Here is a 12,308-nt window from a genome sequence, read left to right on the forward strand (position 1 = left end):
CCCCCTATTATTGAAACATCCGCCCGACTTCGTATCGAAGCAAGGCGGATTGTGCTTGATCAAACGATTATTTCTTCATTTTTGCGTACCAGTCTCTCGCGCGCTTTGTTACTTCTTCGCCGCCCGATTTGTTCCACTTGTCTACAAATTCGTCGAACTTACTGATCGGATATTGTCCAAGGATAATCTTGGTTGCGTATTCGATATACAGAGTTCGATTGTTGATGTCCGGGTAGCCGTCGTAGACACTCACCGGCAAGCCATCGCCAGCAATGTGCTTGGCATATTTCTGAGCTTCTTGCATATTTTTGACGGTCTGATCAATCTCCCACATATCATCTGCCGATGCAGTACTCTTAAGAAGATCGATTGTAAAATCAAGGGTCGCCAGAGGTGAAGCCGGATTAAATAACCCAATATTCTCCTGTGTGCTCTTGTCATCCGGAAGTTTGACAGCTTTGCCATCCTTCATCGTATAGTGCATTCCTTCTACTCCAAGGTACAGATCCTTCCAATTCTTCTTGTCGTACATATTGTTAAGCAGCTTTAAAGAGGCCATCAGCTTCGTCTGGTCCTTATTATTGTTTTTGATGACCCATTGCGGGGACATCCTTCTTTTCGAAGTATAGAAACCTTTATAGCCCGGGACTTCCGGTATCGGAAGTATAGAGAACTGGGCCTTCACACCCGTGTTCTTTTGCATAGCGTCCAAATTAAGATTGAGCGTTTCTACCCATTGGAAGTAGTTACCAGCCTTATTCGAGTTCACTTTTCCCTCCCACTTGGACTTGTCGTTCAAAAGGGATTCCTTATCCAACAATCCGTCCTTGTACAATTTGGCAATGAATTCCAAGGCGGCTTTCATATTCGGTGTTACTGCAGAATAAGTCAGCTTCCCGTCGTACAGGTCCCAATCGGGTTGGCCTTCGTTCATGGCCACACCGTACATAGCAAACAAATGGTCCATCCAACGAGCTTCTTGACGCCCCCCGGTAGGCACCTCATCCTTCTGTCCGTTTCCATTGGGATCCTTATCCCGAAATGCCTCAAGAACTTTTACATATTCCTCTTGCGTCTTCGGCATTTGCAAGCCCAGCTTGTCCAGCCAATCCTGACGAATCATGCCAGCGTATCTTCCGTAGTCCACGACCTGAGGAATATAATAAATTCTTCCCTGCCCGGTAGGGTCGTTTGCTTTGACAACCTCCCAAACATCCTGCGGAATGTTATTCCATACATTCGGCGCATATTTCGGCAGCAGGTCGGTCAGATCGGCGATAGCGCCGTTTTTGGCCAAGCTGCTTTCGCTGCCGTTATAGGGCAGGAACAAATCGGGCATTTCGTTTGCGGCGATCTTCAGATTCAACTGGTTCAAGTAGTTGGTGCCTCCGCCCCATTCTACATACGGACTGATCACGCCGACGCCCAGCTTCTCCTTAAGAAAATCATAAGTCTTACTGCCTTTGGTGATGGGTTTGTAGCCGATATTGGTTCCCCATACTTCAATATCGACAACTCCATCCCCCGACGCTTGGTTCTGACCTGATGATGAATCTGCTGAGGAATTCGAGTTTCCGGCGCAGCCGGTTACAGCAGTAATCGCAAGGACACCTGCCGCTGATAATAACCCCATCTTTTTAAAATTCATGTGTTGTTCCCCCTTATATCGTAATGATCGTTTATGTGATCTTGCCTTTAAACCGAAAATGTCGTATTACCCCTTTACCGAGCCAATCATGGCTCCTTTGACGAAGTATTTCTGCAAGAATGGATAGACCAAGATAATTGGGATAATAGCAAAGATAACGGTCGCTGCTCTTAAAGTCCGCTCATTGAAGTTTAGATCACTCGTAGAAACAGCACCCGCCATGATCACATTGTCGTCGGTGATGAACTGCCGGATCTTGATCTGCAGCGGGAACCAGTCCGGATTTTGCAAGAAAAGGAGCGGATGTTGAAACTGGTTCCACAGCACGACACCATAGAATAAAGCAAGGGTCGCCAGCACTGCCTTGGACAACGGAAGGACGAATTGGAACAGCATCCGGAAATATCCGCAGCCTTCAAGAAAGGCGGCTTCCTCCAATTCCTTGGAAAATCCCTTAAAGAAAGTTCTCATGATAATCAAGTTGAACGGATTCAAAATATGCGGCAGGACCAGGACCAGCGGGTTATTGTAAAGACCAATGCCGCGGACCGTTAGAAAGTAAGGTACAATGGGTGCCTTGAAGATCATCGCGATGACCACGCCGACCATAATGACAGGCCCCCAGCTAAACTCTTGTTTTGACAGCGGGTACGCCAGTAAAGCGGTCATTAGCAAAGCGAGTGCAGTGCCGATCACTGTCGAGCCGAGCGTCAGGAAGAACGACTTCCATAGGTCGGGACGGTCGATGATATGTCCCCAAGAGGCAAACGTAAATTGTTTCGGCCAGATGGTGACCAGGTTCATATCGACTGCGCTTTTGGAACTGAACGATGTCGAGATCACGGACAGGAGCGGTATGAGCGCTATGATAGACAGTAGGATGAGAACGACTGTAATTGTTGAAACAAATAATTTTTCCCCTCTTGATTCAAACATATCTACCAGAGCCCCCCATCCGAAACTTTCTTTGACATCTTATTGAAGATGAATACCAAGACAAATCCAATCACTGACTGAAATAATCCCACCGCCGTAGCGAAGCTATATTGCGCCTGCTGAATTCCTGTTCGGAACACATACGTGTCGAGAATATCTCCTACACTGTAAGTCATAGGAGTGAGCATGTTGAACACTTGATCAAAGCCCAGATCCAAGAAGTTACCGATCTCAAGCAGGAACAGCACCAACACAGTAGGTAAAAGAAGCGGAAACGTAATGTGTCGAATCTGCTTAAACTTGGATGCACCGTCAATCATTGCTGATTCATAAAGCTGAGGATCTATTGCACTGATCGCAGCCATGTATACCACAGTTCCCCAACCGGCATCCCTCCATATAGATGCAATAACGTAGACAGGCCGGAAGTATGCGCTTTCCTGCATGGCGAGCAAAGGTTCATGACCAAACCAGCCCATGACAATATTGAACAATCCGCTTATAGAGAAAAAATCGAAGATAATACCCGCAACGATAACCCAAGACAAGAAGTGCGGAATGTACAGAGCGGTTTGAATCCCTTTTTTCAGCGCCGATTTTCGAATCTCGTTGATCATCAGCGCCAGCAAAACAGGTACAGGGAAGACCAGAACAAGCTTAAGGAATCCTAGCATCATTGTGTTACCAAACACTTTTGCGAAGTCTGGATGATGAATCAAAGTTTCAAAATGTTTGAGACCCACCCAGGGACTATCGATAAATCCTTTGAAAACCGAATAATCCTTAAAGGCAATAACGGCACCGGCAAGTGGGATATATTTAAAAATAATAAGAAAAATGATCCCCGGTATCGCCATGACATATAGTGGCCAATATACCTTCATTCGATGAAATGCAACTGCTTTCAATTTGTTCCCCCCAATATCTAGTTGCTGAATTCGCTTACACAGTAACTATACATTCAGGGGGAAAAGCTCTCAACGGGGCATTTTTAAGTTTAAACAAGGTCTTTTTTAAGAATTTAAACCCCACATAGTGGGGGGAGATTGTTGAAAACCTGAACCCTGATGGATACTCCTTCCCGCTAAACGGCTATATAACATCGATTTACATTTTAGACAGATTCTTGCGGTATTCACTTGGCTTGCTCCCAGTCAATTTCTCGAACAGCCGGGTAAAATGCTGCGAATCGGAGTAGCCTACCATCTGGCAAATCTCATATACTTTCAAATCTGTCTTCTCGAGCAGCTCTTTTGCCTTGCCGATTCGGACCTGCGACAAAAAATTCACATAAGTATCCCCTGTCTTTTGTTTGAAAAACTGGCTTAAATAATAGGGGCTGATGAAAAACCGGGCAGCTAAGTCTGCTAGGGTAATCGGTTCATTATAGTGTGTAGATACATACTCCTTGACCTCACTGATAATGTCCTTCTTCTTAGGTATGTTATGCTCAATCTTGAACGCAATAATTCTTCGAATGACTTCAACCATCCATTCCTCCAGAGAGACCAGCGTCTGAAACCGTGAAATACCCTCTAAAGACAAAATATGCCGGCCCAGGAAATCGTTTTGCTGCAGCTGCTGAAAGGACATCTTCCGGACACTTGATAAAAGAATGTTCAAGCACTGCAGCTGAAGGTCTGCCGGACTCATGCCGGGCTCGGCTTCCATCCCCCGAAAGATCTCGCGGATGATGCCTGCACATTCCATCTCGTCCATATTGTCGATGCCTGCTTCCAGCTTAGCAATCATGGCTTCGGGAACAGGCTGGCTGCGTCCCGACAGATTCATGATCTCAGGAAATGGGATTACGGTGTCTGCCCCTTTGACAACTTTATAGCTTAACGCATAACGGGCTTCCTCAAAGGATTGGCTGATACCGGCGGCCCGATTCTGAACCGTTCCTATACCGACGGTCATGGACAGTCCCAGCTGCCCGAACAGCTCCTCCTTAAGACGCCGTACCGAACGAACAAGATCTGCATACCCGATAGTTCCTCCCTGAGTAACCACCATGGCAAATTGCGCACCCGAATAACGCAGCAGATACACTCCGCGGTATTGCCTCAGGACTCGGTCTATTTGGGCCAATACCGGCTGAAGACCATGCTCCTTTAAGGCATCGACATTGCCATAGAATTCAAGCAGGATACATGCGTAATTAGTCCCCTCCGTTGGTATCTGCGCAATTCGAAGCAGTTCCTCCGCAAGAGTATTATCGCTGCCGATATCGAGGATATCCCGCAAGGCGCTCTCTTGAATCCGGCTTTGAACCTCCTGCTTCAGTTCGTCGACCTCCTGCAGCTTGGCCTTGTCCGCACGGACCGCCTCGATGACCTGATAAACACATTCCCGCAGCTCCTCCTCCTCAACCGGTTTATTAATATAAAACTGCACACCAAGCTGTATACCCCTTCGGGCATATTCGAAGTCGGCATATCCGCTTAAGAGAATGAACTTAGCCTGGCTGCCCTTTTCTTTCAGCATCTTAATCATATCGAGGCCGTCAGCCTGAGGCATTCGGATATCTGTAATGACAATGTCAGGTCGAAGTTTTTGAATTAATTGGAACCCTTCCACCCCATTGTAAGCTGCGCCGACAATCTCGCATTCCGGAATATAGCGGCTTATCATTATTTTGAGACCATCTACAATACCCTTCTCATCATCCACCAAGATCAACCTCATCCCAAAGCACCTCTCCTTCTCTGTTTGTATCCAGCGCGTTGATCTAAAGCTTAGGGATTAAGATTTCGACCGTCGTTCCGCGCTCCGCTCCAGGACGAATCGTCAGATAATACTGGTCGCCGTAGTGGAGTTTAATCCGTTCGGCGATATTTTTGAGGCCCAGACCTCCGCTTTCCGCTACATCGGTTTCTTCCAGCTTGTATTTGTCCGATTTAGCATCCTCCAGCATGGCGATCAGTTCCTCTCGCTTCTCCATAGGAATACCGGCTCCGTCGTCTGTGATACGGATTCGAATTTCCTCCTCTTCGGTCCAGACGCCTTCAATCTCGATATTCATGGGCCGGCTATAGTCCTCGAATCCGTGGTTAATACTGTTCTCCACAATAGGCTGAAATACCAGTGGAATCATACTGCAATCGAGCATCTCATCGGGGATTCTGATATGCAGCCTGAACATATTATCAAACCGGATGTTTTGAAGCTCTAAGTAATTCGTCGTATAATCCAGTTCATGTCTCACAGAATGGTGCTTGCCTTCTTTACCCAATGCCAGCCGAAACATGCGGGCCAAAATTTTAATCATGCCGGCGGTCTCCTCGTCGTCCTTCACCAGCGCTTTCATGCGGATGGATTCCAGGGTGTTATACAGCATGTGGGGATTGATCTGATTCTGAAGCGCGATGAATTTGGCTTGACGCTGCTTGATCTCAGCAATATACACATCTTCAATCAGGGTTCGGATCGTTATTATCATTTTGTTGTAGCTATAAACCAGACTTCCAATCTCATCATTAGCCTGCTCCTTCTCTATGGGCAGATATTGGCCTGCTTCCGCCTGCTTCATGCTTCGGCGGAGCGACTTAATAGGCCTTGTGATCGTATAGCTCAACCCAAACGAGATAAGAGTTATGACCAGACAGCTCATCAGAATAACGGCCACCGTCATTCCTTTGATCCGATTGATCTTCTGAAGCAGCTTCGAGCGCGGAATCTCGGTTTTGATAAACAGGTTCCCCTGCGAGGTGCTTCCCGATAATACAATCTGGTCATGGCTGTTGTCATCCTTGAGGTACTCCGCTCCGGATTCAAGCACCTGCTGCCAGGACAACCGGCCGCTGGCCGCATCGGAATGATAGACGATTTCGTTTTGCCGATTGCTTATGATGACACTCATGCCGTATTTATCACGAGCCAATACAAAATCATGATCGAGCTGGAGCAATGTAAACGGATCCAGATCGATGAGCAGGATGCCCGCATAGGCGCCGTCGTAGCTAAATAGAACCCTTCCTACCGTTACTACGGCTCCAGCACCTTTATCCTCGTAATAAGAACGGTCATGCAGTCCGGTAATGAAAAAGGTATCCTCCGAGCCGCGAAGCCCTTTGTACCAGTCACGGGATAGTAACATGTTCTCATTCACTCTGCTTGTTGTCGTTGTATACTGATATACACTGTTATCGCGGCTTATCAGCATCACGGTGCTGATCTCCGGTTTAAGCAAGGCGACCCGCATCAGCAGCCGCTGGACGGCAACCTTCTGGATAATCAACTCGTCCATGGGCAAGCTTCGCTCTTGTCCGATTTTATAGATTAAATCGTTGTCGACCAGCACCGACTTCGTGACCTTGTCGTATTCTTTGATGAATTCGTTCAAGGTGGTTCTGATTTGGGATGTATACAGTGAAGCGAATTCTTGAGAGGAATCCTCAAGTCCAGCTGCCGATTGGTGGAAAATGATGGCGCTTACACCTAGCAGCGGAATGACACAGGCCAGAAGGTAGCCTGCCAACAATTTATTTTGGAATCTCATGTTTCTTATCATGGACATAATCCTTCGCATCCGGCTTCTACGCTCCATACCCTGCCCCTTCTTGTCAAACGCCTTTTCTAACTATTGTACATGCCGCGATGTATCGACGCTACCAAAGTTCTATGGTAGAAGATGGCAATGGCCATTGTTCTTTTTTTGTATCCGTTTACATGAAATATACTTTAAGAGGATTCATTTATCAAAGGGGCAATTTTAAGTTTATACAAGGGCATTTTTATGATTTTCTATTAGATCCTGAGCAGCTTCATAGTCCTGTTAAGTCTGTTTTTTGGAGCTGCTACTCCAACAATGTTATTATGCAACCTTAAAAATGACCCTGCAAAAACTTAAAAACGACCTGTTGAGTAATTTTTTACCAAATCATATATTGAATTTTGTAACCGGATACAATTTCCTGACGGGAGGTGAATTGGGTCAAGGTAATTTTACATTTGCAGGTTTGGATAGTTCTAAAGCAAGCTAGGCTCTTCATTGGGAAAAATGGATTGAGCCCTACGCAGTAACCTGGTCAATTATTCATTTGGAGGCGAGCATGATGAAAAAAAGAATCGTTCCTGTACTGGTAGCGATGAGTCTTTTATTTTCCGTGGCAACACCGGCATCGGCTTCGAACGCACCTTCTGACAGTAACAGTCTGGAAGCCAGCAGCAATGGAATTGGAAGGGTAGCTATAAGCACTATTCCGCTGCCGGGTTCGGTTAAGAAGCTGGAGAGCAGCACTTATACGTACTCTGGAAAAGTACTCCTTATTTATAAAAAGGAAACGGATATCCATACTCCGGATTATTGGAACATAGCGGTAATGAACGATGATGGAACGAATTTCAAGGTCATCTTCTCTGGGGTCATACCTACAAAACCAAAGTCACCCGGTATCCGGATTATGCCCTTTCAGGATAATAAGCGAATATTGCTAGGGGATTACGTGCTTGAATGCGGGCCCAGCATCGACAGCAGCACCAGCGCTAAATTAGTACCTGTCGTCTATCCATCGACCTTGGTAGATGATGCACGCATAACCGCCCATTGGTCAGAAATAATCATAGCTCCTGACAACAAACACATGAGCTGGACGATACTCCGCTCGGATATTGGCGGTGCAGCAGCTATCGGTGTCCTGGCACGTAAAACGGATACCTATGTAATTGAAAAGGCTCAGCTTATCAGCAGTATCCCCACCTTCAAGGACGATCCGAACAAACCGGGCTATATGATTCCTAATCCGTTAAGAGGAGGAGAAGTGAAGCAGTTTGTAAAGGGAGGAAATGCCATATCGGTTGTCGGAGGGAAGGCATTCAGCACCCCAGATTCTGTTGTACAGGATTTGAATACTGAAAATACTACGCAAATTACTTATACTCCCGGTTACGATGAAACAACTATCTTTTCCCCGGATGAACGATTGGGTATGGTCATGAGCACCCGATTCTCAAACCATACGGACCCGGCCCTATTTGGGCTTATGCCAAGACCCTACGGTATATATACCTTTACGGATATGATGTGGCCGCTGTATACATATGCAGTAACTGGGGTTCGGAATTTCAGGGAAGGTAACATAGGTCCCGTATTGATCGACATTGATCGTTCTATAAACGAATCAGGGTATAAAGGAATACAGCTTACTACGGATCCAAATTGGGTGTACTACTCGCCAATGTCCTGGCATCCGAACGGCAAGCGTGCGATGTGGCTGGAAGTATACAGGGGCAGTGGCGGCTCTCAAATGCGGATTCAGAAAGTAAGCCTGCTTGATTATAAGCCTAAACCGACAGTACCGATTAAACCCACTACAGATAATATCCCGTATGGGATCAAAGACTTGACCGTACTCAATTCCGTTAATCCCAATGTGAATGGGAAGATTGCAGGAAAAGCCTCCGGGTACATCTCCTATATTCGAAATGGCTCCTCTATCTTCTCGGGACAAACGGAAGTACAGTATGTGAATTATAGTGATGATGGCGTGAACTTCTACAACGGGTATGAGAAGACCAATATTAATGCCGGCGGGGAAAGCCGTTATGAAGCTAATGTTCAATTGACTGGTCCAAAACAGGGTGAAATGAAATTTAGAGCAACGTTTTCCGCACTTGGTGGTGCGACGCCTGCTAAACTGCTGTTCGATACCGTTGCAGATGGGAAGCCCAAAAGCTACGGATATGCTTCCTATGGCGGCGTCACCCTGAATATCGAAGATCTGTTAGAGTAAAACTACGTTCCCGACTTCATCCCTTCGATATACCGAGCAATGTGCCAGCAAAGCCTCGTCTGTGTTATTCGACAGCAAATAACCCGATTCGACAGAATCGGGTTATCTCTCCTAATTGGCTACCTGCTTAAAGGACAGCCTCACGTAGCTTCACGATCTGATCCGATAACTCCCATGCTCCATATTAGCTGAACGAATCCGGTTTCGAGGTATGTCTTGCAATCGATTCGATTACAGTATCCCAGTCATCCTCGTGCAGCTCATGACCGGTGCCTTCGAGTGTCAGCAAGACCGCGCCAGGAAGTACATTCGCAAGATTTTGTCCGTGTTTATAAGGAATGATCGGATCTTCCGTGCCATGGATAACCAAAGCAGGAATCTTAATCTCGCTCGTCCGAGTCAGATATGATTCTCCACCCGCCAGCAAGGCGTGATTATGTATACTGGCCATGCTGCTGCTTCTTGCAAACTCCATTTTAGCTAAAGCGCGAACTTTGTTCTCGTTAAAAGAATGCTTCGAGCCTGCAAGAATTTTGGACCTATCAACCGCAAAATCCACGACCGACTGTTCGTTTGTCCAATCGATCTCCCCTAAGTTGGAGAAAAAATTCATAATTCGTTCCTCCATCGGAGGAAGCTCCGGTGCAAAATTGGATGTTGATAGCAGTGTAACGGTAAGGACTCTCTCTGGACGCCTGAGCGCGATCATTTGAGCCAGCATACCTCCCATGGACATGCCTACAATGTGAGCCCTCTCGATCTTATAAGCATTCAACACTCGAATGGCGTCATCTGCCATGTCTTCAAATGTATAGTCCGGCTGACCCGGTTCATAGGTTGTAGAAACGCCAACGTCGCGATTATCATAACGAATTACAAAACGCCCCGTTTGCGCTAAACGATGGCAAAACTCTTCTTCCCACCAAATTAACGAGGACTGGGCACCCATTATAAGCAATACGACCGGGTCATCTATTCTTCCAAAACTATCGGTACGTATTTCTATTCCATCCACCTGTATTAATCGTTCGTTCATGTATAATTCCTCCAAAGTGATAATAAAAAAAGCACAGGCTATTTTGCCTGTGCGCACAGTAATCGAAAAAGAAATGAAAGGAACGTACGAGACCCTATAGCGGGTCAGAAATCCCGTCGCGGGATGTTCAATTCATTTTCTTTAAAATCTAGTCCGTGCGAAGCGACATGAAGATAGTCCTCAACCTCGCTAGCACACGACTAAAAAGGTTAGCATGTAAGCATACCAATTTCCGATTTCTATGCACACAAATAGCCTTAAAACACTGTTTTTTTGTGCAAGTAAAATCGAAAATTAGTTTAACACACGTAACCCCTCCGCCCTTATAAGTTGAATCCATAGTAACAGGTATACCATCATTTGTAAATAGCTGGGAGCAAGTGCCGCCAAACTTAAGGCAAATGTCACTGATGTAGGGCATTTGCAACGGTTACTCCGTCAGGGCGATGCCAAAATTGAAAGTAACTTTGCAGTGTCTTCTTTCGAAATTTTCCCAAACTTGGACTGACCTTCAATATTCACTTCTAGTATGTCTTTCTTCGGCGAGAGCCAAATGGCATAAGTTACAGGTTCATAACTAACTGTTGGATCTATATTGACGGTTGTAATTTTATAATCAGGCAGTCCCAGCATGGATACTTTTGCATTTTCCCATGGCACATGTATTAAAATATCCAGTATCGTTTGAACTGTTTCATTATCTTCAATTTTCTTATAAATCATGTAGCCCTGACCATCGGGTTTGCTGAAATGAAGATGTACAGGTTTTTGGAAACGAGGATCCAGGTTCTGCTCATACGATAATTCTTTTTGACTGCAAGCAACTACCATATGCAAGATAAACAGCAGCACACCGGCAATAAAAATTTTCTTCATAATGTCCCCCCAAACGTTTGAGATGCAGCTATAAAAATAATTCTATCGTTAGAAGTGTAACTTTTTTGCAATCATTCCCTGTAAGCTAAATAACGGGAACCCGTCAGATTATGTTGCGGTTGCTTACTAGTAACGCCAATAAACAATTAAGCTCCGTTTTGCGGCAGCAAAAAAGCCAGGACCCTCTTGCTTTGAGGATTCCTGACCTTAACCGCGGGCTATGCGCCCTTAATTTGACTCCACATGGTCACCATATCGATCCAGCCGCGGTGCTCGGTGATTTTGCCTTCTGCCAGCCGGTATTGGCGGTACAACGTGACATCGATCGAATGACCGGTAGGCGGCGTTCCGAAAAACACCCCTTCATGCGTGCCCCTCACTGTCATTCTCACGAGAACCTTCTCCCCTTGAGCTATGATATCTTCCACCGTGTAGCGTTTGTCCGGAAAAGCCTCCAATATTTTGCCGGCAAACTGCTTCAGCCCTTCCCGGGACCCGTAGGCAAGCTCCTGATAATCCTCAGACAAAAACCGATCTATGCAGTCAAAATCACTCTCGTTCCAAAAATCCTTGATAAACGCGGTCACCGTCTCGATATTTTGCTGTTCTACCGATTTCAACGTTCAGCATCTCCTTTAATTAAAGTTCTGGAAAATCAACCGGTTTTCGTTCTGCTCTAGTAAGGACATTTTGTTATGCGAACGGCAAGCTATTCGGCCTTCAACTGGGGCAGCAGCGTCCCCGTGTCGAACCAGGGGCGGTGATGAACAACGCTGCCATCGACGACACGAAGCTCGTGAAACTGCGCGGTTCTCACCTGCTTGCCGGTAGGGGCATGGCCTGCAAACATCCCAGAATGTGTACCTGTAATAATCACCCGGGCCGTTACCTTCTCCCCTTGGGCCAGCGTTTCCTCAACCGTCCAGCGACGATTCGTAAAGGCCTCCATCATTTGCCCCGCAAAAAATTGCTCCGTATGCTCCAGATCGCCCCGTTTTCCCAGCTCCTCAATGAACGCGACAGCCGTTTCCGTATTTTTCTGTTCGATCGTTTGCATCATTCTTTCATCTCCTTTATA

10 protein-coding genes are annotated in these 12,308 nt (G+C 46.2%); 1 reads left to right on the top strand and 9 read right to left on the bottom strand.

Annotated elements, in window-relative coordinates; all coding sequences use genetic code 11:
- Positions 1 to 67: 67 nt before the first annotated feature.
- From GGC63_RS01270 to GGC63_RS01290, 5 genes are all read right to left on the bottom strand, one after another.
- Positions 68 to 1,648, bottom strand: a complete 1,581-nt coding sequence (locus GGC63_RS01270) for an extracellular solute-binding protein (RefSeq protein WP_192700791.1) — start codon at positions 1,646 to 1,648, stop codon at positions 68 to 70.
- 66 nt (positions 1,649 to 1,714) lie between these two features.
- On the bottom strand, positions 1,715 to 2,584 hold the full coding sequence (locus GGC63_RS01275) for a carbohydrate ABC transporter permease (protein WP_192700792.1): 870 nt from the start codon (positions 2,582 to 2,584) through the stop codon (positions 1,715 to 1,717).
- A gap of 2 nt (positions 2,585 to 2,586) precedes the next feature.
- Complete coding sequence (locus GGC63_RS01280; protein ID WP_192700793.1) at positions 2,587 to 3,492, bottom strand: ABC transporter permease; 906 nt, start codon at positions 3,490 to 3,492, stop codon at positions 2,587 to 2,589.
- Between the two features lie 199 nt (positions 3,493 to 3,691).
- Positions 3,692 to 5,272 carry a response regulator gene (locus GGC63_RS01285; protein WP_192700794.1) on the bottom strand — a complete coding sequence of 527 codons (1,581 nt, stop codon included), beginning with the start codon at positions 5,270 to 5,272 and terminating at the stop codon, positions 3,692 to 3,694.
- A gap of 43 nt (positions 5,273 to 5,315) precedes the next feature.
- Positions 5,316 to 7,133, bottom strand: a complete 1,818-nt coding sequence (locus GGC63_RS01290; protein ID WP_192700795.1) for a sensor histidine kinase — start codon at positions 7,131 to 7,133, stop codon at positions 5,316 to 5,318.
- Positions 7,134 to 7,638: 505 nt separating this feature from the next.
- Between GGC63_RS01290 and GGC63_RS01295 the strand changes: the two genes are divergently transcribed.
- On the top strand, positions 7,639 to 9,318 hold the full coding sequence (locus GGC63_RS01295) for a hypothetical protein (RefSeq protein ID WP_225947855.1): 1,680 nt from the start codon (positions 7,639 to 7,641) through the stop codon (positions 9,316 to 9,318).
- A gap of 184 nt (positions 9,319 to 9,502) precedes the next feature.
- On the opposite strand, the gene GGC63_RS01300 is transcribed toward GGC63_RS01295, so the two are convergent.
- The 4 genes from GGC63_RS01300 to GGC63_RS01315 form a co-directional block, all read right to left on the bottom strand.
- Positions 9,503 to 10,354, bottom strand: a complete 852-nt coding sequence (locus GGC63_RS01300; protein WP_192700796.1) for an alpha/beta fold hydrolase — start codon at positions 10,352 to 10,354, stop codon at positions 9,503 to 9,505.
- 438 nt (positions 10,355 to 10,792) lie between these two features.
- The gene (locus GGC63_RS01305) at positions 10,793 to 11,230 is read right to left on the bottom strand and encodes a hypothetical protein (protein ID WP_192700797.1); all 438 of its coding nucleotides are present in this window, start codon (positions 11,228 to 11,230) and stop codon (positions 10,793 to 10,795) included.
- 218 nt (positions 11,231 to 11,448) lie between these two features.
- Positions 11,449 to 11,850, bottom strand: coding sequence for an ester cyclase (locus GGC63_RS01310; RefSeq protein ID WP_192700798.1), 402 nt, complete (start codon positions 11,848 to 11,850; stop codon positions 11,449 to 11,451).
- A gap of 89 nt (positions 11,851 to 11,939) precedes the next feature.
- Complete coding sequence (locus GGC63_RS01315; protein WP_225947856.1) at positions 11,940 to 12,290, bottom strand: ester cyclase; 351 nt, start codon at positions 12,288 to 12,290, stop codon at positions 11,940 to 11,942.
- Positions 12,291 to 12,308: the final 18 nt, after the last annotated feature.

It is taken from the genome of Paenibacillus sp. OAS669, from assembly GCF_014873645.1.
GTDB classification, from domain to species: domain Bacteria; phylum Bacillota; class Bacilli; order Paenibacillales; family NBRC-103111; genus Paenibacillus_S; species Paenibacillus_S vulneris.

Excerpts from the sequence above, each read along its gene's own strand:
- GGC63_RS01270 (WP_192700791.1), bottom strand. The coding sequence starts at position 1,648 with ATGAATTTTAAAAAGATGGGGTTATTATCAGCGGCAGGTGTCCTTGCG.
- GGC63_RS01275 (WP_192700792.1), bottom strand. The coding sequence starts at position 2,584 with ATGTTTGAATCAAGAGGGGAAAAATTATTTGTTTCAACAATTACAGTC.
- GGC63_RS01285 (WP_192700794.1), bottom strand. The coding sequence starts at position 5,272 with ATGAGGTTGATCTTGGTGGATGATGAGAAGGGTATTGTAGATGGTCTC.
- GGC63_RS01290 (WP_192700795.1), bottom strand. The coding sequence starts at position 7,133 with ATGGAGCGTAGAAGCCGGATGCGAAGGATTATGTCCATGATAAGAAAC.
- GGC63_RS01295 (WP_225947855.1), top strand. The coding sequence starts at position 7,639 with ATGATGAAAAAAAGAATCGTTCCTGTACTGGTAGCGATGAGTCTTTTA.
- GGC63_RS01300 (WP_192700796.1), bottom strand. The coding sequence starts at position 10,354 with ATGAACGAACGATTAATACAGGTGGATGGAATAGAAATACGTACCGAT.
- GGC63_RS01305 (WP_192700797.1), bottom strand. The coding sequence starts at position 11,230 with ATGAAGAAAATTTTTATTGCCGGTGTGCTGCTGTTTATCTTGCATATG.
- GGC63_RS01315 (WP_225947856.1), bottom strand. The coding sequence starts at position 12,290 with ATGATGCAAACGATCGAACAGAAAAATACGGAAACGGCTGTCGCGTTC.